The organism is Streptomyces marincola (genome assembly GCF_020410765.1).
Taxonomy (GTDB): domain Bacteria; phylum Actinomycetota; class Actinomycetes; order Streptomycetales; family Streptomycetaceae; genus Streptomyces; species Streptomyces marincola.
Genome location: NZ_CP084541.1, coordinates 5,823,537 through 5,846,841, shown reverse-complemented (window position 1 = coordinate 5,846,841; position 23,305 = coordinate 5,823,537). Strand labels below are relative to the sequence as shown.

Genomic DNA, 23,305 nt, shown 5'->3' with positions numbered 1-23,305 from the left:
CCCGCGTCCCGGTGGGCGGGCCGCGGCCCGCCCACCGGGGCGTCAGGGCCGCGCCGCGAGCCGCAGCCGCAGGGCCACCGGGCTGAGGACGGCCCGCACCACGGGCCGCACGGGCGGGCCCGGCAGCGGTTCGAACGTCCAGCGGGAAACGATCGCCGCGAGCGCGATCACGGCGTGCGTGACCGCGAACCGGTCCGCGATGCACTTGCGGGCGCCGCCGCCGAACGGGATGAACGCGTCGCGCCCCGGCGTGCTCTCGCGCCACCGGTCGGGGTCGAAGCGCTCGGGGCGCTCGAACAGTTCCGGCCTGCGGTGGATGAGGTACGGGCTCCAGGCCACGGTGGTGCCCGCCGCGAGCGGGACGCCGCCGAGCACGGTCTCCCGGGTGACCAGGCGCGTGCTCAGCCAGCCGGGCGGGTACAGGCGCAGCGTCTCGTTCACCACGCGTGCCGCCAGCCCGAGCCCGGGCACGTGCGCGGCGGCGACGGGGCCGCCGGCCAGTACCTCGTCGGCCTCGGCCCGCAGGCGCCGCGCCACCTCGGGGTGCTGCTGGAGCAGGTGCAGGGCCCAGGACAGCGTGTTGGCGGTGGTGTCGGTGCCCGCGGACAGGAACGTGACGACCTGCTGGGCCAGCTCCCAGTCGGAGAGGACACGGCCGTCCGCCGCGCTCTCCGGGTCCTGGGCGTCGAGCAGGGAGGACAGCAGGTCGCCGCGATCACCGCCCTCCGCCCTGCGGTCGGCGATGATCGTCCTGACCTCGGACCGCAGCCGGGCGCGGGCCTGTGCGTAGCGGCGGTTGCCCGGGGTCGGCAGCCGCGTGAGCGCGGCCGGGGTGACCATGCGGCGGAAGACGGCGGCGGTGAGCAGCTGGAAGTCGGCGACGATCCGCTCCGCCGTCCCCGGCGGCAGGCGCGTGGAGAACATCGTCTCCACCGCCACCCGCAGCACCAGGCCCGTCAGCTCGTTGACGACGCCGATCTCCTGCCCGTCCCGCCAGGACGCGGTCGCCCCGTTCCACAGGGCGGCCATCGCGTCCGCGTAGCCGGGCATGCGGTCCCGGTGGAACGCGGGCTGGCACAGCCGCCGCTGCCTGCGGTGGGCGGCGTGCGGGCACGTGCCGAGTCCGTCGCCCGCGATCTCGCGCGCCCGGTGGATGACAGGACCGCCCTTGTCGAACGTGCGGTCGTTCACCAGGACCTGGCGGGTGAGCTCCGGGTCGCACACCAGGACCACGCCGAGCGGGCCGAACCGCATCCTGACGAGGTCGCCCTGAGCGGGCAGGGAGGCGACGAACCCCAGCGGGTCCCGCAGCAGCCGCAGGGAGTGCCCGAGGACCGGCACCGCCCCGCCGGCCTGGGGAATGGCCGCGGCAACACTCATCCGTGTCCTCCCTGCGCCCCGGTCACCGGGGCACGTTCCGGCACGCCCCGTTCCGTCACCGACACCATGTCCGCCGGGCGCGCCCGCCACGCGCGGCGCCCCGGCGAGCGTGAAGCACGGGCGGGGAGTGCGTGCGGCAAAAAGCGCCGCACCCAGGTACCGGGCGTAGGCCCGAACACGTCCGCGGCCACGGTTCACCGCCGTGCCGGAGGCTACGCGGGCGCGGCGCGGGCAGGAGCGCGCCGTGAACTCTCCGGACCCGCCCGACGGCGGCACCCCGCTGAAGAAGGCGCTGACCACTCCCCTGCTCTACCTGTTCATCCTCGGCGACGTGCTGGGCGCCGGGGTGTACGTGCTGGTCGGGCAGGTGGCGGCGGAATCCGGCGGCGCGGTGTGGGTGCCCATGCTGACCGCTCTGGCCCTCGCGCTGCTGACGGCCGCCTCCTACGCGGAACTCGCCACGAAGTACCCTGCGGCGGGCGGCGCCGCCCACTACACCACGCGCGCGTTCGGGCCGTTCCTCGGCTTCTTCACGGGCTTCTGCACGCTGTGCGCGGGGCTGGTCGCCGTCGCCGGGCTCGCCCGCGCGTTCGGCGGCGACTACCTGGCCGCGTTCGTCACCCTGCCGACCGCGGGCGTGGCGGTGGTGTTCCTCTGCTCCCTCGCGCTGCTGAACCTGCGGGGCATCACCGAGTCGGTGCGGGCCAACGCCGCGGCCACGCTCGTGGAGACCGGCGGCCTGCTGCTGATCGTGGGCCTCGGTGCCTGGATCGCGCTGCGCGGCGACGGCCACTACGACGGGCTGACCCGGCTGGGCACGGGGGAAGGCGGCGCCGCGGCGGCCGTGCTGGGCGGGGCCGTTGTCGCCTACTACTCGTTCGTGGGCTTCGAGGCATCGGCCAACCTGGCCGAGGAGACCATCGACCCGCGCCGCTCCTACCCGCGCGCGCTGTTCGCCGCCCTGTGCTCCGCGGGCCTCGTCTACGTGCTGGTCGGACTCGCCGCGGGCATCGCCGTGCCGACCGAACGGCTGGCCGACTCCAGCGGCCCGCTCCTCGAAGTCGTCGACACGGCCGGGGGCGTGCCGCACCGGCTGTTCAGCGCCATCGCCCTGGTCGCCGTGGCCAACGGCGCGCTGCTCACCGGCATCATGGCCTCCCGGCTCGCGTACGGCATGGCGAGGGACGGGCTGCTGCCCGCGTTCCTCACCCGCGTGCTGCCGCGCCGCCGCACGCCCTGGGCGGCCATCGCCGTGACCGCGGCGCTCTCCGCACTGCTCGCGCTCACCGGCGACGTCACCACCCTCAGCTCCACCCTGGTCCTGCTGCTGCTCGTCGTCTTCACCGGCGTCAACTGCGCCGTGCTCGCGCTGCGGCACGAGGCGGTGCCGGGGGACCACTTCCGGGTGCCGCGCGCGGTGCCGGTCCTCGGCGTCCTGTCCTGCGCGGTCCTGGCCACGCAGGTGGATCCCGACGTCTGGCTGCGGGGTCTCGTGGTGATCGGCGCGGGCGCACTGCTCGGCGCCCTGCACGCGCGCCGGCGCCGCCCGGCGCGGGGCGGCCGTTCCCGGGCGCTGCCGGGCGAGGGGCCGAAGGCCCCCGGAGGCGCCGGGGAGTGACGGATCGTCCGCGCCCCGCATGGCCCGCGCCCGCAGGGGTACCCGGAGGCGGCAAGGAAGGAACGGATGGTGAACGAGAGATGGCGAAGACCGATCAGGAGTCGGTGCGCAGCCTCAGTGAGGAGTCGACCGGGGCACTGATCTCCCGGACCTCCCAGCAGTTCTCCCGGCTGATGCGCGAGGAGATGCGGCTCGCGCAGGCGGAACTGGCCGAGAAGGGCAGGGGCTACCGCAAGGGAGGCGGCCTGTACGCCGGGGCGGGGCTGGTCGCCGTCGTGGCCTTCCAGGCGCTGGTGGCCACGGTGATCGCCGCGCTGGCGCTCGCGCTCCCGGTGTGGGCCGCCGCGTTGATCGTGACCTGCGTGCTCGCGGCGGGTGCCGCGCTGCTCGCGGCCATGGCCCGCAGGGAGTTCCGCCGGTCCGCGCCGCCGCGCCCCGAGGCGGCGATCGACAGTGTGAAGGCCGACATGGCCGAGATCAGGGAAAGGGCACACTCATGACGAGCAACACCAAGGTCACCGACGAGCTGCGCGCCCAGGTGGACGGCACCAGGGAGCAGTTGGGCAGGACCGTGGCCGCGCTGGCCTCCAAGGCCAATATGAAGGCCAACGTGGCGTCGGGCGTGAAGGACCGCGTCGCCGGCGGGGCCACCGCCCTGAAGGGCCAGGCCACCGCGTTGAAGGGGCAGGCCACGGCGCTGACGGGGCAGGTGCGGGGCAAGGCCGCCGCACCCGCCAGGCACCAGGCGGGCCGCGCCACGCACGTGGTGCGCTCCTCGCCCGTGCCCGTCGCGGCGGTCTCGGTCCTCGTGGCGACGGCCGCCTTCATCCTGCTGCGCCGCCGCAACCGGAAGGAGCGGTGACCCCGGTGAACCCGGTGAAGGCCGCCTACCGTCCGGTCGGGCTGCTCACCGGCACGGTGAGCGGGCTGGTCGCGGGAGCCGCGTTCCGGCGCTCGTGGAAGAGCCTGCGGCACGACGAGCACACCTGGAGCGCCACCGACCGCGAGCGCTCGTGGCGGGAGATCTGGCTGGCCGCGGCGGCGCAGGGCGCGGTGTACGCGGTGGTGAAGGCCACCGTGGACCGCGCGGGCGCCAGGGCGGTGCACCGGGTGACCGGCACCTGGCCCGGCTGACCCGGGCCGTGGGCGGTGGCGCGCCGCCCCGCCCGCGGCCCGCACCGCCGGCTGCCGGAAGAAACCGGCTGACGGCCCGGACGACGCGCTGTAGGATCTTCCGCCGTAACGCTTGTCCGACCGCATGGCGGGATCGAGAACTATGGCCACCGCAGTCGGCACGGCTGTCCGGGCGCGCGTCGCCGTCGCGGCCCTCTTCTTCGTCAACGGCTTCCTGTTCGCCAACGTCGTACCGCGCTATCCCGACATCAAGGCGGACCTGGACCTCTCCAACACCGCGCTCGGCACCGCCATCGCCGCCATGCCGCTCGGCGCCCTCTGCGTGGGCCTGCTGGCCAGCCCGCTGATCAAACGCTTCGGGTCGGCCCGCTCCGCCGTGGCCACGATGGCACTCGCCGGCGTCAACCTCGTGTTCATCGGCGTCTCCCCCGGCTTCGTGCTGCTGTGCGTGGCGCTGTTCCTGGCCGGCGGCCTCGACGCGATCACCGACGTGTCCATGAACGCGCACGGCATGCGCGTGCAGCGCCTGTACGGGCGGTCGATCCTGAACGCGTTCCACGGGCTGTGGAGCGTGGGCGCGGTGCTCGGCGGCTTCTGCGGCGCGGGCGCGGCGCAGGCGGAGATCGACCTGGCCTGGCACCTGGCCGCGGTGGGCGCCGTGACGGTGGCCGCCGCGCTGGTCACCCTGCGGTTCCTGCTGCCGGGCGCGGAGGACGCGGAACGCGAGCCGCGTGAGCAGGAGCCGGAGGGCGCGGACGCCGGCGGCAGGCGCGCGCTCGGGGCGCACGTGGTGCGGCTGCTCGCCGTGCTCGGCCTGCTCGCCGCCGCGGCGGCCGTGGTCGAGGACTCCGGCGCCTCGTGGGGCTCGGTCTACCTGCGCGACGAGCTGATGACCAACGCGTTCGTCGGCGGCCTCGCGTTCGCCTCGCTCCAGGGCATGCAGACCGTCGGGCGGCTGCTCGGCGACCGGGTCGTGCACCGGATCGGCGACCGCGCCACGGCCCGGCTCGGCGGGGTGCTGGTCCTGATCGGCATGGGCACCGCGCTGCTGTGGCCCTCGGTCCCGAGCACGGTCGTCGGCTTCGGTCTCGCGGGCCTCGGCATCGCGACCCTCATCCCGGCCGCGTTCCACGCCGCCGACGAGATCCCGGGGCTGTGGCCCGGCGCCGGGATCACCGTGACCGCGTTCCTGCTGCGCATCGGCTTCCTGCTCTCGCCGCCCCTGGTCGGGGTGATCGCCGACGCCGAGTCGATCCGGGCCGGCCTGCTCGTGGTACCGCTCGCGGGCCTGGTCATCCTGCTGACCTCGGGCATCCTGGAGGGCCGCCGCCCACCCGCCGCGCCCGGCGGCACCACGACCGGCGCGGGCGCGGACTGACGCGCGCCCCACGCGCGCGCCCGCGCCCCGGCGGCGCCCGTGTGGGGCGCGCGCCGGGGCGCGGGTGGTGGTTGCCGGGCGGGTCAGTCGTTCGCGCGCCGCTCGATCGCCGCCGGGCGCGTCTGCGCCTCGCGGACCCGGTCGACGTCCAGCTTGGTGGTGCGGTCGAAGCGGTAGATGCCGTTCTGCTCCTGGAACACGTCGGTCAGCTGCGTGTAGCAGTAGCCGAACATGCCGGGGTCGTCCAGCAGCACGCCGGTCAGCCCCGCGAAGCGCTGGTGGAACTCCTCCTCGTCGCGCGGCCGGTCGCCGTAGCCCCACGACTCCTGCCGGTCGTCGCCGCGCGCCTCGGCGGCCGTCTCCGGGTGCCACCAGATGCCGCCGAACTCGCTGATGAAGTACGGCTGCCCGCGGTACGGCAGCGACCAGGTGTGGCCGTCGCGGTGGGCGTTGACGTACGGCTCGTCGCGGTCGAGCCCCGCCACCTGCTTGGCGAACGCCGCCGGGTCCTGTTCGTAGCTGTGCGCGTCGTAGACGTCCGTCTCGGCCACCCGGTGCGCGTAGCCGGAGGCGTCGACCACCGGCCGTGTGGTGTCCATGGCCTTGGTGGCCAGGTACATCGCGCGGGTCACCGCGTCGAGCTGGGTGATCCGGTCGTGCAGCCGCTGGTACGTCTCGTTCAGCGGGCACCAGCCGACGATCGACGGGTGCGAGTAGTCGCGTTCGACCGCTTCGAGCCACTGGCCCACATAGGAGGCGTCCGGCTGCTGGTTGTCGCCCGAGGTGCCGCCGACCTCGCAGCCCCAGTCCCCGAACTCGCCCCACACCAGGTAGCCGAGCCGGTCCGCGTGGTACAGGAACCGCTCCTCGAACACCTTCTGGTGCAGCCGCGCCCCGTTGAACCCGGCGGCCATCGCCAGTTCGATGTCCCGGACCAGCGCCTCGTCGCTCGGCGCCGTCATCAGGCCGTCCGGGTACCAGCCCTGATCGAGAACGAGCCGCTGGAAGACCGCCTCACCGTTCAGCGTGATCGCCTTGCCGCGGATTCCGACCGCCCGCAGCCCCGCGTAGCTGTCGGCCGCGTCGGCCACCGAGCCGTCGGCGTCGAGCAGTTCGAGGCGCAGGCCGTACAGGTGCGGGTCCTCGGGCGACCACGTGCGCACCCGGTCCCGCGGCACCGGCAGGTGGAGGCGCGGCGCGAGGTCGAGGTCGGCGCGCGCCTCGGCGCGCGCCACCTCGCCGCCCGCGTCGCTCAGCACCGCGCGCACCCGGTACCCGGGGCGGTTGCCCGACAGCGGAAGCTCCAGGTGGAACGCGGAGCCGGCCAGGTCGGGCGTGATCCTGGGCCGCCGCAGGTGGACCTCGGGCACGGGTTCGAGCCACACGGTCTGCCAGATCCCGGTGGTCCTCGTGTAGTTGCAGTCGTGGTTGGCGTACCGGACCGCCTGCTTGCCGCGCGCCTGCGGTCCCGACTTGGGGTCGCGGGCCCGGACGGTGACGGTGATCTCCCCGCCCGGCTCCGCGACGCCGCCGAGGTCGGCGGTGAACGGGGTGAAGCCGCCGCGGTGGCGGGCCACCTCGGTGCCGTTCACCCACACGGTGGTGTCGTAGTCGACGGCCTGGAAGTGCAGGAGCAGGCGACGGCCCGCCCACTCCGCGGGCGGCGTCAGCGTCCTCCGGTACCAGACGGCTTCGAGGAAGTCGGTCTCACCGATGCCGGACAGCTCCGACTCCGGGCAGAACGGAACGGTGATCTCTCCCGTGAGGTCGCGTTCGAGCAGACCGCGTTCAAGACCGCTGTCACCGCGATCGAACTCGAACTGCCAGGTGCCGTTGAGGTTGAGCCAGTCGCCGCGGACGAACTGCGGCCTCGGGTACTCGGGGCGCGGTACGGCGGAGGGGGTGGGCACAAGGACTCCTGTGGGACGTCGAACGGCCGGTGCGGGGGCCCGCACCGCGGGGTGCCTGCGGCGCGCTGCGGTCAGGTGCCGCCGAGGCCCGTGGTGGCCACGGACTTCACGATGCGCCGCTGGAAGAAGAGGAAGACGACGATCAGCGGGGCGGCGGCGAGCATGGCCGCGGCCATCGACTGCGCGTACTGGATGCCGTAGGCGTCCTTCACGGTGGCCAGGCCCACGGGCAGCGTCATGAGGTCGGGGTCGTTGGTGATGATGAACGGCCACAGGAAGTTGTTCCACGCGCCGATGAAGACGAAGACCGAGACGGCGGAGACGATCGGCCGGGACAGCGGCAGCACGATGGACCAGAACACCCGCAGGTCGGAGGCGCCGTCGATGCGCGCGGCCTCCTCAAGCTCGCGCGGTATCGCGTCGAAGAACCGCTTGAGGATGAACACCATCATGGGTGCGACGACTTGCGGCAGGATGATCGACCAGTAGGTGTCCACCAGGTTGAACGTCAGCATCTGCTGGAACAGCGGCACGATCAGCAGCTGCGGCGGCACCATGATCGACGCCACCGTGACGGCGAGCAGCGTCCGCCGCCCGCGGAACGTGCCGCGCGAGAAGCCGTAGGCGGCCAGGGTGGACACCACGATGGTGAGCAGCGTGACCAGGCCGGCGATCAGGACGCTGTTGAACGCCCACGTCGGCAGCGTGCCCCGTTCGAAGACCTGCCGGTAGGCGTCGAGCGTCAGCACGCCCTTGATCGGGTTGAGCCCCGGGCTCGCGACGTCCTCCTCCCGCTGGAAGGAGGTGGCCACCGCCCAGACGAACGGCAGCAGCCACAGCAGCGCGAAGATCCCCAGGGCGGTGCCCGCGAGGACCCGGGGCAGCCGGCCGTGGCCGAGCAGCATCGGCGAACCGGCGGACTCCTGCGGGCGCCTGCCGCGGCGCGGTCCTGCCGGGCGCGGCGGACGGGGGCGTGCGGTCGTTGCGGCGGACACGGTCAGCCCTCCTTGCGCGGCATGAACCGCAGCTGGGCGATCGAGACGATGATGATGATCGCGAAGAACAGGTAGGAGATGGCCGAGGCGTAACCCAGCCGGTAGCCGGTGAAGCCGACGTCGTAGATGTATTCGAGGATGGGCCGGGTCGAGCCGTTCGGGCCGCCCTTGGTCAGGATGTAGATCTGGTCGAAGACCTTCAGGGAGGCCAGGACCTGGAGCATCACGACCAGCACGGTGGTGCGGCGCAGTTGGGGCAGCGTGATCGACCACAGCCGGCGCCACGCGCCGGCGCCGTCGAGGGCGGCGGCCTCGTAGAGGGTGTCGGGCAGCGACTGGAGCGCGGCCAGGTAGAGCAGGAAGTTGAAGCCGATCGTCCACCAGACGGTCAGCGCGGCGATCGACCACATGGCGAACGCCTCGTCCGACAGCCAGCCCACCGGGCCCAGGCCGACCGCGTCGAGTGCCTGGTTGAGCATCCCGAGGTCAGGCTGGTACAGCCACTGGAAGATCATGGTGACGACGGTGACCGGAAGCAGGTAGGGCGCGAAGAACGCCAGCCGCCACACCCACTGCCCGGCCAGCCCGGTGTGCACGAGCAGCGCCATGGCGAGGGACAGCAGGACCAGGGGCACGACCGATATCGCGGTGAAGAAGACGGTGTTGCCCAGCGAGCTCCACACGTCCGGGTCGCCGAACGCCTCGGCGTAGTTGTCGAAGCCGACGAACTCCGTGCCCTTCAGGGTCAGCGACTCGTCGGTGAAGCTCATCCACAGGCCGTGCAGGACGGGCCAGACCATGAAGAGGACGAAGACCGCCGCGAAGGGCAGGACGAACAGCAGTCCTGTGCGGCGCCTGCGGGCCGGGGCGGGCGGCCCGGTCGGCGAGGTGCCTGCCGGGCGGGCGCCGGGCTCGCCGCTCACGGGGACTTTCGAAGTCGTGGTGCTCACGTTGCGGGCTCCTTGTCGTCCGTCGCGGTCCCCGTCACGCGACCGGGTTGGGCTGGTCGAGCAGCGCCGCGCTCTCGCGCACCATCTGCTGGGCGGCCGACTCGGCCGACGCGTTGCCGAGCAGCGCCGACTGCATCGCCTGGGACATGCGGACCTGGAAGTTGGAGCCGGAGCCGGTGAGCCAGGAGGGCGGGTCGAGGACGGCGGTCTCGCCGGCCTCCGCGTAGGAGGACTGCGGATCGAGCGCGGCGTACTCGGGGTCGGCGATCACCGGCTGGTAGGCCGGGATGTGCCCGGCGCTGGCCCACGTGAAGCTGCGCTTGAGCATGTCCGCCACGTAGCGGTGGGCCTCGCGGCGGCGTTCCGGGTCGGCGTTCTCCTGGCGGGGCAGCACGTAGCTGTGCGAGTCGGCGTGCACCGCCGGCTGCCCGAACACGTTCGGGTAGGGCGCCGCGCCCAGCGGGCGGCCGTTGGCCCGCAGCGTCGGCAGCTCCCACTCCCCCACCATGATCGAGGCGCCGCGCCCGCCGGTGAACGCGGCCGTCGCGCCGTCGTAGTCGAGGTTGTTCGGATTGGTCGCGCCGTCGAACAACTGCTGCATGAATGCGATCACACGGGCCGCCGCCTCGATGTCCACCTCGGGCTCGCCGCCGTCGGGCAGCCCGAAGGTGCTGCCGGTCTGCGCGTAGAGGGCGTTGAACATCCGCCAGTTCTGCGAGGGGTCGTTGACGTGCCCGAACAGCACCCCGGTGCTGCCGTGCGCGGCGGCGAGCTGTGCGCTCGCCTCCAGCATCGCCTCGGGCGAGCCCATCTCGACGAGTTGGCCGTCGGAGTCGAGCAGCCCGGCTTGGTCGGCGAGGTCGAGGTCGTAGAAGAAGATGAACGGGTGGGTGTCGAGCGGGACCGCGTACACCTCGCCCTCGTACTGCGCCCGCTGCCAGATCGCGGACGGGAAGTCCGCCTCGCGCACGCCGAACTCGGCGAGCAGGCCGAGGTCGAACGGCTCGACGAGGCCGCCGGGCGCGTATCCGGCGAGCCGGGACAGGTGGAGCACGGCGACCTCGGGCGCCCGGCCGCCGGCCGCGGCCATGGCGAGTTTCGTGTAGTACGCCGGGCCCCACTCCAGGATGGTGCGGTCGATGCGGAAGCCGTCGGCGCCCCGTTCCGCCTCCGCGATCATCTCGTCCATGAGCAGCCCGTCACCGCCGGAGAAGAGGTCCCAGACCCGCAGGGCACGGGGATCGTCCGAGGCTGCGGGCGAGGCACACGCGGAGAGCACCCCTGGGGCCAGGACGGCGCCGGTGCCGGCGAGGCCGAAGCGCAGGAACCCGCGCCTGCCCAGCCGTCGCCGGCCCCCGTGCCCCGAGTGGTCGAAACTCATATCGCACCCTCTCCAACCCCAACGCTGCGGTTTTCGGCCACTTTTTACATCGATGTACATCGCCTGTAAAGACTTTGCGCCTCATCTCTTCCCGTGCTATGAGCACAACCATTCGCGATGGGCGCGAGGAGTCGGCCGCGGGGCCGCGTACGATCATGTGCCGGCTCAGGGAGGTGGGTGGGTGGCCAGGCCCAGGATCAAGGACGTGGCACTGCGTGCGGGTGTGTCGGAGAAGACGGTTTCCAACGTCATCAACGACTACGAGCACGTCTCCGAGCGGACCAGGAAGGCCGTGCGCGAGGCCATCGCGGAACTCGGCTACCGCGTCAACCTCGCGGGCCGGCACCTGCGCAGGGGACGCACCGGCATCATCGCGCTCGTCCTCCCCGAGCTGGACTTCCCCTACTTCGCCGACCTGGCCAACGGGATCATCACCGAGGCCGAGCGGAACGGGCTGACCGTCCTGCTGCACCAGACCCGGGCCGACCGGCAGCACGAGCTGTCCGCGCTGCACGGCTTCGACCACGACTTCGCCGACGGCGTCATCCTCAGCCCGCTCGCGCTGACCACGGAGGACCTGCGCGACCGCAGGCGCACCCTGCCCGCCGTGCTGCTCGGCGAGGCCATCGAGCCCGGCTGGGCCGACCACGTCGCCATCGACAACGTCCGCGCCGCCAGGGACGCCACCGAACACCTGCTCTCCATCGGGCGCCGCCGCATCCTGGTCGTCGGCGGCAGCGACGCGCCGCCGCCCGGCACCGCCGAAGCCAGAACGCTCGGCTACCGCCAGGCACTTGACGCCGCGGGCCTGCCCTACGACCCGACGGCCGTGATGCCCGTGGCGCAGTTCCGCATGCCGCACGGCGCCGCCGCGGTGGCCAGGGCGCTGGACACGGGGCCGCGGCCCGACGCGGTGCTGTGCCTCAACGACCAGATGGCGCTCGGCGCCATCAGGACCCTGCACGAACGCGGGCTCAGGGTGCCGCGGGACGTGGCCGTCGTCGGCTTCGACGACGTGGAGGGCGGGCGGTTCAGCGTGCCCACGCTGACCACGGTCTCCCCCGACAAGAAGGCGGTGGCGCGCGTCGCCGTGGAACTGCTGCTGCTGCGCATCGCGGAGGCGGCCGGCGGCTCGGGCGACGCCGACCTCCCGCCGGAGGAGCGCGTGGTGCCGCACCGGCTCGCGATCCGCGAGAGCACGGCGGGCCCGGCCGCCGCGCCCGGCGGGTGAACGGCCGGGGAACGGCGCGACCGCCTTCGCGTTCCGGACCGGGACGCAGTGGGTCCACCTGCCGGAGAAGTACGGCAACTGAAGAGGTGTCCGCAACCGGCTCCGGATGTGGTCCCTGGACGCACAGGGGAGCGAGTCTTCACAAGGGGGCCGCGGACGGCGAACCGGCGGACCTCGCCATCGGACGCTCCCGCGGCGGACTGACGACGAGGATCCACTTGGCGGCCGACGGCAACTGCCGGCCTTCGGCCTCCCACCTCACCCCGGGACGAGCCCGTGACGCCCCCGGCTTCGACCGCGAGGCCCACAAGCAACGCGACACCGTCCAACGGTACGTCGACCGCATCGAACACTGGCGCGGCCGCATGCCATGCTCCCCAAGCGACGCCCCGCCCCCGCCGCATGGAACGGAGTCACCTTCATCCCCAGCCCCTCACCCGCAAACGCCTCCCGCTACCAGAGGCCCGGGCCAGCCGGCAACGTCTCGGCTCCCCGGTCCCCTCGGGGAGCCGAGGCACTTCCCTGCCCGCGCCACGTGGGACACGGTCCTGGTGACCGCAGACATGCCGCAACCGGTCAGGCGGCTCCTTCCCGCCCTGCGCGGCCAAGCGGCACGCGACCTGCGCGTCCCGCGCGGGACGCGCAGGTCGCGTGCGTGAACCACCTCGCACCGCATGGTCCGGCGAGGCACACGAAGCGATCACGGGCGACCAGCAACTCGGCCGGCCCGACTGAGCACGAGGCCGATCGGCACGAGCGCGAGGTAGAGCGGCCACAGCGCGGTCCGCTCAAGCATGCCGCCACCGAGGGGTTCCTCGACGCGCAGGAGGAAGGCGACCGTCCCGGCGGTGGATACGGCCGCGGCAACGACGCACGTCCGGGACGAGGAACGCGACACATCGCGGAGCACCGATGCCAGGAACAGCAGAAGCGCGGGAAAGGTGAGGAGCTGAGGCGCCGCCACCAACGCGTGCAGGGCGAGATTGACGTCAAGCGGCACGAGCCCGGTGCCGATCAGAGACAGCCCGGACACCGCCGCCATTCCGGTCGCCCAGGTCCGGGAACGGCCTGCGGGGAACCATCGGTGCAGCAGCACCGCGCCGGCGGCCAACGTGACGCCGGAAAGGATCGTCACGGCGTTGAGTAGCCAGCTCAGCGGCGAACAGACCGGTACGGGCCCCCAGGGGTAGGAGACGCTGGTGCAGGTCGCGGCCCCGGCGTCGCTGATGGTGTTGTGCAGCAGGCTGTAGGGGGCTCGCACCTGGCTGACGGTCACCAGTTCGACCAGGAGGTAAATGGGCTGTAGAAGCCAGAGCGTCGCGCCAACCCTGGCACGCCGTAACCGGCTCCCGAACTCGGCCGCCGAATTCACGTTGCTGCCGCTCCTGAACGGCGGCCGGCGGCCAGGTGTGGTCGTTTGAATTCCATACGCGCATGCCATCAACTCCCCATCCGCGTGTAAACCGTCAGACGATCTACACCAAAGGATGTACAGCGCGGCAGCGAGCCGAGTTCGAGCAGCCGGTCACCCTGGAGGAGTCCGACTTCACCGCTTCCTCGAAACTGCCCGCCGCCCGAAACCGTGACCTGGGAGCCTTGCGCTGGCCACAGGTCGGCGCGTCGGTCATCCTCTTCGGCCCCGTCGGGTCGGCAGGACTCACATCGCCCAGCCCTCGGCCACCGCGCCGTCAGCCAGGGCGCCCACGTCCGCTTCGCCCAGGCACTTGTGTTGGGATCATCGTGCGGACCAGATGAAGATGCTCGCGGTGTGGAGTCCGGCGAGGTAGATGGTTGCGGTTTTGTCGTAGCGGGTGGCGAGGCCGCGCCAGTGTTTGTCGCGGTTGACGCACCGTTCGACGGTGTTGCGTTGCTTGTGGATCTCGCGGTCAAGGGCGGGTGGTCTGCCGCCGTGGCTGCCGCGCCGTCTGCGGTGGGCAGCCGGGTCGGCCGGGACGGGGATCACGGCCCGGATACCGTGTCTGCGCAGGTGGTGGCGGATGGCGAGGGAGGAGTGGGCCTTGTCGGCCAGGACCGTCTCGGGTCCGAGGCGGGGCCTTCCTGTGATTCGGGGGCGCGGATGGCGGCCATCACCGGTTCGAAGCCGCGTCGGGGTGAAGGACGTTCCTCACCCGAGGCGGTGCGACGCCGCGGCGGCGCGGGTGAGGGCCGCCGAACGTGTCGAAGAAGTCCGCCGGGCGGCGCGGGGAACGGCCCTTTCCCGGCCCCGCGCGGCCGCGCGGGCGGAGGCCGGGCGGAGGGCGGGACCCGGCTGCCGCCCACCTCGTCCGAGGTCGGCAGGAACGCGTGCCGGGCTTCCGAGCATGCCGTCTGACCTGGCCTTTCGCCCCGTGCCCGCCTACGATCGCGACACGTCGAAAGGGGGCCGGATGGACCGGACCGTACGCACCGTCGAGGACGTGTTCGCGCTGTTGGACGACCTGTTCGCATCGGGGCCCGGGACCGACCGCCCGGCGACCGGCGACGGCACGGACTTCTGGGACCACTTCTACTCCGACCGGTCCCGGCGGGTCCCGTTCTTCGTGGCGAAGCCGGACGAGAACCTGGCCGCCTACCTCGAACAGGGCCTGATCACTCCGGGGCGTGCGCTCGACCTGGGCTGCGGACCGGGCCGCAATGCCCTGCACCTCGCCGCGCGGGGCTTCGAGGTGGACGCGGTCGACCTCTCCCCCGTCGCCATCAGGTGGGCCGAGGAACGGGCGCACGAGGCCGGGGCCGGCATCCGCTTCCTCCGCGGTGACGCCTTCGCCCTCTCCGCCACCGAGTTGAGCGGCCCCTACGACCTGGTCGTCGACTCGGGCTGCTTCCACCACCTGCCGCCGCACCGCCGCGTCGGCTACCTCGCTCTCCTCGACCGCGTTCTGGCCCCCGGCGGCCATCTCGCGCTCACCTGCTTCGCCGCCGGCCCCGGGGGCATGGGGTCGGAACTCTCCGACGCGGACCTCTACCGCGAGCGCGCGTTGCGGGGCGGCCTCGCCTACACGGCCGCGTCGCTGCGGTGGGTCTTCTCCGACCTGGTGGAGATCGAACTGCGCCGCATGCGGGAGGAGCCGGACGATTCGGCGTTCTTCGGCCGCGCGTTCCTGTGGACCGCGTTGTTCCGCCGGCAGCCGGCGGCGGCACCCGGCGCCGCGCGGGCCGCCGCCGGGTACGCTCGTGCCGCCCGCGGGGCGCGGGGCCGGCCACGGACGGCGTCCCCCGGAAGCAGCCGCACTGGGAAGGGGCAGCCATGACCGGCCACATCACCGTGATGACCACGACCGACAGCAAGGAGGCCGCGGAGGCGCTGGCCGCGTCGGCCGTCGAGGCGCGGGCCGCGGCGTGCGCGCAGATCGACGGCCCGGTCACCAGCGTCTACCGCTGGGATGGCGAGGTCAGGACCGAGCAGGAGTGGCGCGTCCTCTACAAGACGCCGGCCGCCGCGTTCACCCGGCTCGCCGCGCACATCAGCAGCGTGCACACCTACGACACCCCCGAGATCATCGCCACCGAGATCTCGCACGGCAGCGCCGCCTACCTGGCCTGGCTGACGGAGGAGACCGGGCAGGGCTGACCCGGCGCGGGACCGCCGGCGTCGCCACGGCGGTGGGGCGACGGCGGCGGACGGCGCGGCGTCAGGTGAGCTGCGGGCTCTGGAGGCGGGTGTAGGCGCCTTCGCGCCGGAGCAGTTCGTCGTGCGAGCCGATCTCCTGGATCTGCCCGTCCTGCATGACCACGATGCGGTCGGCGTTGCGGATGGTGGACAGGCGGTGTGCGACGACGAACGTCGTGCGCCCGTGCACCAGCCGGTTCAGCGCCTGCTGCACCAGCGCCTCGGAGCGGGTGTCGAGGGCCGAGGTGGCCTCGTCGAGGATCAGGATGCGAGGGTCGCGGATCAGGGCCCTGGCGATCGCGAGCCGCTGCCGCTGCCCGCCAGAGAGCCGGGCGCCGTTGTCGCCGACGAGCGTGTCGAGCCCCTGCGGCAGGCGTTCGACGAACTCCAGCGCGTTGGCGTCCACGAGCGCCTGGCGCACGGTCTCCTCGTCCGCGCCCTCCATCCCGTAGGCCACGTTCTGCCGCACGGTGCCCTCGAACAGGATCGACTCCTGCGGCACCACGGACACGAAGTGCCGGTAGGTGCGCAGGTCGAGTTCGGTCATGTCGCGGCCGTCGAGCAGGATGCGGCCCGAGGTGGGGCGGATGAAGCCGATGACGAGGTTGAGCACGGTCGACTTGCCCGCACCCGAAGCGCCCACGAGCGCGACCGTCTCGCCCGGCCGGACGGACAGCGTGAAGTCCCGCACCGCGGGCGCCTCCGCGTCCTCGTAGGCGTAGCCGACCTGCCGGAAGTCCACGGCGCCGCGCACCTGCTCGACCTGGTCCTTGCCCTCGTTGTGTTCGAGTTCGGGGGCCTGGAGCACCTCGCCGATGGAGCGGACGGATTCGAGTCCCTTGGTGATGACGGGGGTCAGGCCCATCAGGGTCGTCGTGGAGTTGGTGAGCGTGGTGAGGAACGCGCTGAGCATGACGACGTCGCCGGCGGTGATCGGCCACACCTCGTAGTACGCGATCAGCGCCGCAGCGGTGAGGAAGGCGATGCCGAGCGCGTTCAGGAAGACCCAGGCGAGGGAGGCGAAGCGGCCGTTGAGCAGGTCGAGGCGCCGGCCCGAGTCGAGAACGCGCCGCAGCGTGCCGTCCATCCGGCGCAGCGCGTCGCGTTCGAGGCCGTGGGCGCGGGTGATGGAGATGAGGCGGGTCATCTCGCTGACGCGGGAGGAGAGGTGCTCGACCTCCTGGCGGAAGTGCTCGTTGTGCGTGCGCAACCGGCTGCGCAGCCGGAAGATCAGGATCGAGGCGACGGGCACCACGAGCAGGAAGACGGGCAGGAACTCGGGCGTCCGCACCCCGATGATGATCAGGCCGCCGGCCAGCACCGTGACGGCGCCCAGGCCGGTTTCCGAGGTCTGCTGCACCATCTGCTCGACGGTCTCCACGTCGCGCACGACCTTGGTCTGGAGGACGCCGGCGCTGACGCGCGAGTGGTAGCCGATGGAGAGTTGCTGCATGCGCGTGCACAGCGCGGAACGCATCGTCGTCCCCGTGCGGCGGACGCTGCCGTGCATGAGGCGGACCCACAGCAGGTGCAGCGGCGTGTTGGCGGCCAGGATGACCGCGATGAGCCCGGCGCTCATCCACAGCTGGCTGAGCGGCAGATGCAGCACCACCGTGTCCACGATGGCGGCGGTGACCAGCGGCAGCAGCCAGACCGGGCTGTGCTTGACCGTGAAGACGAGACAGGCTGCGGCCAGCCGCCAGCGGTGCGGGCGGAAGAGGTAGGCGAGAGTGCGGACGGGATGTTCGCCTCGGTATCGGTGGTCCAGTGGACCTTCCGGCGATGCCACGGCAGAAACCTTTCTCGTGAAGCAACGGGCACGGTTTGGGCGTGTCCGGCACGTCCGACGACCACCGGCCCCTGCTGCTTCTCCCCCGGGAGGCAGTCGCTCAAAGGTGCGAGTTCGTCCCAGTCTGCACGGGCCGCGCGGCGGGCGGCGCACGGGGGACAGAAGGGTCGGAACGGGCGCGCGCTGTTCGCCCGCGCGACGGGCGATGGCGCCTCGCGGGCCTTGTGCGCCGTCGGATTTCGGCCACTTTCTCTGCCGGCCAACTGCCGGGTGACCAGGCGGACAAGGGATCGGTACGCCGTCGGCGGAGGAGGTTCGCGCCATCGCGGGAGCGGTGAATTCGGCTGGTTCCGGGGCAACGAAAACGAAAGCTATTTGCCGCCGCACACAAATTCGAGTGGGGCACGTACGCTCCCGGTGTGCGAGAGAACTCTGAGTACACACGGGGTCACACACCCCCACGTCATCCGGCGGGCGGCGAACGCCGTACGCGCCACCGGCACAGGAGACCCGCCGCGGCCGTCGCCATCGCCCTGGCCATGGCCGGGGGCCCGCTGCTGGCCGCACCGGCCGCCGCCGACCCGCCCGGCGCTCCGGCGCCCGGCGCCGACGGGCAGGACCTGGCGCGGGGCGCGGCCCACGAGATCACCCTCATCACCGGTGACCGGGTCACGCTCGACGCCTCAGGCGCCGTACTCGGCGTCGAGCGGGGTCAGGGCCGCGAGGACATACCGGTCGAGGTGACCGGGACGAGCGAGGGCACGTTCGTCGTCCCCGCGGACGCGCGCCCGCTGATCGCCCAAGGGCTCGTCGACCTCCGGCTGTTCGACGTCGCGGAGCTGAGCCGGCCGGAGTACGCCCGCCTGGCCGGGGACGGCATCCCCGTGATCGCCTCCTACGAGGGCGAACGGCCCGCCCGGCTGTTCGCGGACGACGGCGTGCGGGTGCGCGCCGAGTTGGAGAGCATCGGCGCCGAGGCGCTGACGGTCTCCCCCGAGGGCGCGGCCGGGTGGTGGGCGTCGCTGACCGGACCGCGCACCCTGTCCGCCGGGGCCACATCCCTTTCGCTCGACAGCGTCAGGACCGCGTCGCTCGACCGCAGCGTGCCGCAGATCGGGGCACCGGCCGCGTGGGACGCGGGATTCGACGGCGCCGGCGTGACCATCGCGATCCTGGACAGCGGAATCGACACGACGCACCCCGACCTGGACGAGGGGAAGGTCGTCGCCGCGGCCAACTTCAGCGACGACGAGGGCACCGAGGACCGCTACGGCCACGGCACGCACGTCGCGTCGATCGCGGCCGGCGCGCGCGGCGCGTACACCGGGGTGGCCCCGGGCGTCTCCCTGCTCAACGGCAAGGTGCTCGACGACTTCGGCGGCGGCATGGACTCCCAGATCATCGCCGGCATGGAGTGGGCCGTCGAGCAGGGCGCCGACATCGTCAACATGAGCCTGGGCAGCAGCGACACGCCGGGCGTCGATCCGCTGGAGGAGGCGATCGACCGGCTGTCGGCGGAGACCGACGTCCTGTTCGTCCTCTCCGCGGGCAACCTGGGCCCCGAGCCCGGCACCCTCGGCTCGCCCGGCACGGCGGACGCGGCGCTGACGGTGGGCTCGGTGGACAAGGACGACGCCCTGGCCGGAAACTCCTCGATCGGCCCGCGCGTGGACGACGCGGCGCTGAAGCCCGACCTGACGGCGCCCGGTGTGGACATCGCCGCGGCGGCGGCCGAGGGCAGCTGGCTCGCGGACGGCAGGGAGCCGGTCGGCGAGGGCTACATGCACCTGTCGGGCACCTCGATGGCCGCGCCGCACGTCGCGGGTGCTGCCGCGCTGCTCGCGCAGCAGCACCCGGACTGGAGCGGGGAGCGCCTGAAGGCCGCGCTCGTGGCCTCGGCCGGTCCCGTCGCGGGGTACAGCGCGTACCAGCAGGGCGCGGGGCGCACGGACGTGGCCGCGGCGATCGAGCAGACGGTCGTGGCCGAGCCGGTGTCCCTCAGCTTCGGCGCGCAGGAGTGGCCGCACGCGGACAACGAGCCGGTCACGCGGGAGCTGACGTACCGCAACCTCGGCACCGAGGACGTCACGCTGGACCTCTCGCTGACCGCGGTGGGTCCCGACGGCGGCCCCGCCCCCGAGGGCACCTTCCGGCTCGGCGCCGACGCGGTCACCGTGCCCGCCGGCGGCACCGCCACCGTCGACGCGACGGCCGACACGGCCTTCGGCACCGACACGCCCACGGGCGCCTACAGCATGTTCGTGACGGCCTCGGGCGACGGGCACACGGTGGGCACCGCCGGCGCGATCGAGCTGAACGGCGAGTCCCACGCCCTGACCATCGAGGCCGTCGAGGTGGACGGCTCGGCCCCGGCGCACTGGTCCGGGACGCTGATCGACCGCACCACCGGCGCGTCGACCTACCTCTCCGTCGAGGGCGGCTCGCACGTCATGCGGCTGCCCGACGGCGGCGACTACCTGCTGCTGTCCTCCATGCAGGGCGAGGGCTGGTCCGCCCGGCACACCGTCGTCCTGCCCACCCTGGACGAGGACACCACCGTGACGGTCGACGCCCGGGAGGCCGAGGAGGTCGAGCTGTCGGTGGCCGACGAGAACGCCGAGCCGTTCTACGCCATGAACAACATCGCGCTGCCGGCCCTCAACGCCAACAGCGGTTGGGAGGCGTTGGACGGCACCGTGCTCCTCACCCAGCACCTGGGGCCCGCGCTGCCGGAGGGCGAACTGGTCGCCACCCACCAGACGTCCTGGGCGGCCGGCGACACCGAGTACCACACGATGGTCGAGCGGACGGGCACCTACTTCACGGGCCACGAGCAGCGGTTCACGCGCGATGAGCTGGCCGAGGTGCGGCTGACCCTGGGCGCGCCCACCGAGGACACCACGGGATGGCTCCAGGTCGCGGGCGGCCGACGCGGCGGGACGGGACCGGAACGCGACCTGCCGGCCGACGTCACGCTGTATGTGACCGGCGGGACCTGGTCGTACACCCTGAACTTCGCCGGCCCGGGCGAGCAGGGCTCGTTCACCGCATCCGGGCAGGAGTTCACCGCGGGCGACACCTACCGCGACAGCATGGGGGTCGGGGTGTTCGCCCCGATGCCGCCGGGCGAGGGCGCTCTGGCACGGGTGGACAACCGGATCGACGCCTTCCTGACGACCGTGTCGGACGGTTCCGCGCACTACGGCCACATCTCCGGCGGCCACGGCACGACCACCTTGTCCTACGAGGGAGAGGTGATCCACACCCAGGACGACTTCCTCCGGGGCTGGGGCAGCTTCGAGGTGCCTTCGGCCGAGGGCCGCTACGAGCTGACCACGACGGCCCTGCGCCCCGACGCCGGGGTGAGCACGGAGATATCGGCGACGTTCGGGTTCACCTCGGCCCCCGACCCCGACGGCGCGGTGCGCTCGATACCGGTCTCGCTCGTGCGCTTCTCCCCGGAGCTGGCGTCCGACAGCACGGCGCCGGCCGGTGAGGAGATACGCGTTCCGGTGACCGTGGAGGGCACGGCGGCCGAGGACGGCCCCGCGTCCCTGACGGTCCGGGTCTCCGACGACGGCGGCGCGACCTGGCAGGAGGCGCCGGTCACCGATGGCGCGATATCGGTGGCGAATCCGGCGGCCGGCGGTTCGGTGTCGTTCCACGCCGAGCTGACCGACCGGGAGGGCAACACCACGGAGCAGACGATCATCGACGCGTACCGGACCGCCTGACAGCCGGGTCGTGGCGGGCCGTCGGCCTCACCGGCGGTCCGCCGCGGCGGGCGGGTCGGCCCGGCCCCACCCTGGCGGGGCCGGGGCGGGGCTCCCGGCCCGGCCGGGGGTACCCGCCCGCCGTTCGTCGAGGGGCGACTCGGGGCGCCTCTCGGCGAACGCGGGAAGGCCGGGGTCAGAAGCGCAGGGACCAGGAGTTGAGCGTTCCCTCGTCGGCCCTCATCGTGTCGTCGATGCGCAACGTCCACGTCCCACTCGCCCCCACCTCCGACGCGTCCACCGTGTACTCCCGCGGCTCATCCTCCGCTTCCAACTCGAAAGCCGTCCCATCAGGAGCAACCAACTCCATCTCCAAATCCCCCACAAACGAATGATCCAAATCCACCCGCACACCCAACGACACCGGACCATTCCCCTCCACACCCGACACCGCGATCGTCGACTCCGCCGACTCCATGTCCTCGATCGACACCGGCGCCGTACTGCCGAACTCCTGCCCGGTGGACTCACCGCCGCCCGAGGCGTTCTGCCCGCCCACCTGCCCCGGTCCGAAACGCAGCGACCAGGAGTTCAGCGTGCCTTCGTCCGCCCGCGCCGTGTCGTCGATGCGCAACGTCCACGTCCCACTCGCCCCCACCTCCGACGCGTCCACCGTGTACTCCCGCGGCTCATCCTCCGCTTCCAACTCGAAAGCCGTCCCATCAGGAGCAACCAACTCCATCTCCAAATCCCCCACAAACGAATGATCCAAATCCACCCACACACCCAACGACACCGGACCATTCCCCTCCACACCCGACACCGCGATCGTCGACTCCGCCGACTCCATGTCCTCGATCGACACCGGCGCCGTACTGCCGAACTCCCCGCCGCCCGACGAGACCGTGCCTCCCTGCGGGGCGTCCTCCTCGTCGTCGGTGACGAGCACGACCACGAGCGCGGCCGTGATCACCCCGAGGAAGAGGGCCACGCTCCACCCGAGCCACGACCGCTCCGGCCTGCGGGACGCGGCGGGCCACGGGGCGACGCCGGCCCCCGGCTGGGCGACCTGCGGCACGGGCGTGGGCGCCGCCGGGGTGGCGACGGCCGGGGGCGGCGCCCCGAACACCGGCGGCAGGGCCGTCGCCGTGGGCAGAGCTGCGAGCGGTCCCCGCGACGCCTCCGTGACGACGGCGGTCGGAGCCGCCGTTCCCGCCGGGGAGTCGAGCAGGGCGAGCGCCTCGGCGATCGTCGGGCGGTCCCCCGGCGCCTTGGCCAGCAGCCGTGTGATGAGGGGCGTGAGCGTTCCCGCGCGCACGGCCCGCGGCGGCTCCTCGTAGGCCACCGCGTGCAGCGACGCGGGCGTGGAGTCCCGGCCGAAGGGCGAGGCGCCCTCGACGGCCTCGTGCAGCGTCACCCCGAGCGAGAACAGGTCGCTCGGCGCCTGGCCCTTCTCGCCGTGGACGCGTTCCGGCGCCATGTAGGGCACCGAGCCGACGACGCTGCCCGTGACGGTGAGCGAGACGTCGTCCTCGTGGGTCGCGATCCCGAAGTCGGTGAGCAGGATGTCGCCGCTGTCGGCGAGCATGACGTTGGCCGGCTTGATGTCGCGGTGCACGATGCCCGCCCGGTGCGCCGCGTCGAGCGCCTTCAGCATGGCCCTGGCCACCTCGGTGGCCTCGCGCACGGACAGCGGGCCGGAGGCCCTGAGGCGTTCGCTCAGCGACCGGCCCACGACGAACTGCATGACGATCCACGGAATGTCGTCCTCGACGACGACGTCGTGCACGCTCACGATGTGCGGATGGTCGCGCAGTCTCGCGGCGTTGAGGACCTCCCGCTCGGCGCGCCTGAGCCGTTCCTCGCGCTCGGTGGGAGACGCGGACAGCGGCAACGACAGCCCCTTGACCGCGACATTCGTCCGGAGCCGCCGGTCGTGCGCCTTCCAGACCCTGCCGAACCCGCCGCTGCCGATCAACTCGGACAGCTCGTACCGCCCGCCGACGAGTCGTCCCGGCCCTACGGTGCGGTCCATGCTCAACACCCCCGTGTGGTTGAACGATGACCAGGTGAACAGCGTAGGACACGGCGCGAGTCCGGGTCACCACGACGGCACGAGCCGTGACCCGCACATGCCCGTTCCGCGCCCGTCACGACTGTGTATCCGAACAGCACCCCAACTGGTCCGCTCCCCAGCCGGTCCATAAGGTCGGGGC

The 23,305-nt window shown here is 72.7% G+C and carries 17 protein-coding genes and 2 pseudogenes; 10 read left to right on the top strand and 9 right to left on the bottom strand.

Features of this window, described 5'->3' with window-relative positions; genetic code table 11:
• Positions 1-42: 42 nt before the first annotated feature.
• The gene (locus tag LC193_RS25805; RefSeq protein ID WP_226077775.1) at positions 43-1,380 is read right to left on the bottom strand and encodes a cytochrome P450; all 1,338 of its coding nucleotides are present in this window, start codon (positions 1,378-1,380) and stop codon (positions 43-45) included.
• 244 nt (positions 1,381-1,624) lie between these two features.
• On the opposite strand from LC193_RS25805, the gene LC193_RS25800 reads away from it, so the two are divergent.
• From LC193_RS25800 to LC193_RS25780, 5 genes are all read left to right on the top strand, one after another.
• Complete coding sequence (locus LC193_RS25800; protein WP_226077774.1) at positions 1,625-2,998, top strand: APC family permease; 1,374 nt, start codon at positions 1,625-1,627, stop codon at positions 2,996-2,998.
• 80 nt (positions 2,999-3,078) lie between these two features.
• On the top strand, positions 3,079-3,498 hold the full coding sequence (locus tag LC193_RS25795; RefSeq protein ID WP_226077773.1) for a phage holin family protein: 420 nt from the start codon (positions 3,079-3,081) through the stop codon (positions 3,496-3,498).
• On the top strand, positions 3,495-3,860 hold the full coding sequence (locus tag LC193_RS25790; RefSeq protein ID WP_226077772.1) for a DUF3618 domain-containing protein: 366 nt from the start codon (positions 3,495-3,497) through the stop codon (positions 3,858-3,860). The genes LC193_RS25795 and LC193_RS25790 overlap by 4 nt, the downstream gene beginning before the upstream one ends.
• Positions 3,861-3,865: 5 nt before the next feature.
• The gene (locus LC193_RS25785) at positions 3,866-4,132 is read left to right on the top strand and encodes a DUF4235 domain-containing protein (protein WP_226077771.1); all 267 of its coding nucleotides are present in this window, start codon (positions 3,866-3,868) and stop codon (positions 4,130-4,132) included.
• Between the two features lie 142 nt (positions 4,133-4,274).
• Positions 4,275-5,510, top strand: a complete 1,236-nt coding sequence (locus tag LC193_RS25780; protein ID WP_226077770.1) for an MFS transporter — start codon at positions 4,275-4,277, stop codon at positions 5,508-5,510.
• A gap of 83 nt (positions 5,511-5,593) precedes the next feature.
• On the opposite strand, the gene LC193_RS25775 is transcribed toward LC193_RS25780, so the two are convergent.
• The 4 genes from LC193_RS25775 to LC193_RS25760 all read right to left on the bottom strand — a co-directional run bounded on the left by LC193_RS25775 (position 5,594) and on the right by LC193_RS25760 (position 10,746).
• Positions 5,594-7,420 (bottom strand): glycoside hydrolase family 2 protein, encoded by a 1,827-nt coding sequence (locus LC193_RS25775; protein ID WP_226077769.1) that lies wholly within the window; start codon positions 7,418-7,420, stop codon positions 5,594-5,596.
• 71 nt (positions 7,421-7,491) lie between these two features.
• Positions 7,492-8,415, bottom strand: a complete 924-nt coding sequence (locus tag LC193_RS25770) for a carbohydrate ABC transporter permease (protein WP_404819487.1) — start codon at positions 8,413-8,415, stop codon at positions 7,492-7,494.
• 2 nt (positions 8,416-8,417) lie between these two features.
• A complete protein-coding gene (locus LC193_RS25765) occupies positions 8,418-9,365 on the bottom strand; it encodes a carbohydrate ABC transporter permease (RefSeq protein ID WP_404819486.1) in 948 nt (315 codons plus the stop codon).
• A gap of 34 nt (positions 9,366-9,399) precedes the next feature.
• Positions 9,400-10,746: an extracellular solute-binding protein gene (locus LC193_RS25760; protein ID WP_226077768.1), complete on the bottom strand. Its 1,347-nt coding sequence runs from the start codon at positions 10,744-10,746 to the stop codon at positions 9,400-9,402.
• Between the two features lie 181 nt (positions 10,747-10,927).
• On the opposite strand from LC193_RS25760, the gene LC193_RS25755 reads away from it, so the two are divergent.
• Both LC193_RS25755 and LC193_RS25750 read left to right on the top strand, forming a co-directional pair.
• Positions 10,928-11,977 carry a LacI family DNA-binding transcriptional regulator gene (locus LC193_RS25755; protein ID WP_226077767.1) on the top strand — a complete coding sequence of 350 codons (1,050 nt, stop codon included), beginning with the start codon at positions 10,928-10,930 and terminating at the stop codon, positions 11,975-11,977.
• A gap of 179 nt (positions 11,978-12,156) precedes the next feature.
• Positions 12,157-12,270, top strand: a pseudogene (locus tag LC193_RS25750) (IS5/IS1182 family transposase); the annotation flags it as partial.
• 407 nt (positions 12,271-12,677) lie between these two features.
• Here LC193_RS25750 and LC193_RS25745 read toward each other — a convergent pair.
• Both LC193_RS25745 and LC193_RS25740 read right to left on the bottom strand, forming a co-directional pair.
• Entirely contained in the window at positions 12,678-13,253 is a 576-nt protein-coding gene (locus tag LC193_RS25745) for a DUF998 domain-containing protein (RefSeq protein WP_404819485.1), read from the bottom strand.
• A gap of 459 nt (positions 13,254-13,712) precedes the next feature.
• Positions 13,713-14,080 (bottom strand): annotated as a pseudogene (locus LC193_RS25740) (transposase); the annotation flags it as partial.
• A gap of 284 nt (positions 14,081-14,364) precedes the next feature.
• Here LC193_RS25740 and LC193_RS25735 point away from each other — a divergent pair.
• The gene (locus LC193_RS25735) at positions 14,365-15,228 is read left to right on the top strand and encodes a class I SAM-dependent methyltransferase (protein WP_226077765.1); all 864 of its coding nucleotides are present in this window, start codon (positions 14,365-14,367) and stop codon (positions 15,226-15,228) included.
• On the top strand, positions 15,225-15,548 hold the full coding sequence (gene cutA / locus LC193_RS25730; protein WP_226077764.1) for a divalent-cation tolerance protein CutA: 324 nt from the start codon (positions 15,225-15,227) through the stop codon (positions 15,546-15,548). Before LC193_RS25735 ends, cutA begins: the two co-directional genes overlap by 4 nt.
• Positions 15,549-15,609: 61 nt before the next feature.
• Here the strand turns inward: cutA and LC193_RS25725 are convergent, their stop codons facing one another.
• On the bottom strand, positions 15,610-17,376 hold the full coding sequence (locus tag LC193_RS25725) for an ABC transporter ATP-binding protein (RefSeq protein WP_226077763.1): 1,767 nt from the start codon (positions 17,374-17,376) through the stop codon (positions 15,610-15,612).
• 419 nt (positions 17,377-17,795) lie between these two features.
• Between LC193_RS25725 and LC193_RS29030 the strand changes: the two genes are divergently transcribed.
• On the top strand, positions 17,796-21,110 hold the full coding sequence (locus tag LC193_RS29030) for a S8 family peptidase (protein WP_264086282.1): 3,315 nt from the start codon (positions 17,796-17,798) through the stop codon (positions 21,108-21,110).
• Between the two features lie 175 nt (positions 21,111-21,285).
• On the opposite strand, the gene LC193_RS25715 is transcribed toward LC193_RS29030, so the two are convergent.
• Positions 21,286-23,124 (bottom strand): protein kinase domain-containing protein, encoded by a 1,839-nt coding sequence (locus tag LC193_RS25715; protein ID WP_226077762.1) that lies wholly within the window; start codon positions 23,122-23,124, stop codon positions 21,286-21,288.
• Positions 23,125-23,305 lie beyond the last annotated feature (181 nt).

What these genes read in the sequence shown, in the direction of transcription:
- cutA (WP_226077764.1), top strand. Translation starts at nt 15,225, where the DNA reads ATGACCGGCCACATCACCGTGATGACCACGACCGACAGCAAGGAGGCC.
- LC193_RS25735 (WP_226077765.1), top strand. Translation starts at nt 14,365, where the DNA reads ATGGACCGGACCGTACGCACCGTCGAGGACGTGTTCGCGCTGTTGGAC.
- LC193_RS25790 (WP_226077772.1), top strand. Translation starts at nt 3,495, where the DNA reads ATGACGAGCAACACCAAGGTCACCGACGAGCTGCGCGCCCAGGTGGAC.
- LC193_RS25715 (WP_226077762.1), bottom strand. Translation starts at nt 23,124, where the DNA reads ATGGACCGCACCGTAGGGCCGGGACGACTCGTCGGCGGGCGGTACGAG.
- LC193_RS25780 (WP_226077770.1), top strand. Translation starts at nt 4,275, where the DNA reads ATGGCCACCGCAGTCGGCACGGCTGTCCGGGCGCGCGTCGCCGTCGCG.
- LC193_RS25795 (WP_226077773.1), top strand. Translation starts at nt 3,079, where the DNA reads ATGGCGAAGACCGATCAGGAGTCGGTGCGCAGCCTCAGTGAGGAGTCG.
- LC193_RS25760 (WP_226077768.1), bottom strand. Translation starts at nt 10,746, where the DNA reads ATGAGTTTCGACCACTCGGGGCACGGGGGCCGGCGACGGCTGGGCAGG.
- LC193_RS25805 (WP_226077775.1), bottom strand. Translation starts at nt 1,380, where the DNA reads ATGAGTGTTGCCGCGGCCATTCCCCAGGCCGGCGGGGCGGTGCCGGTC.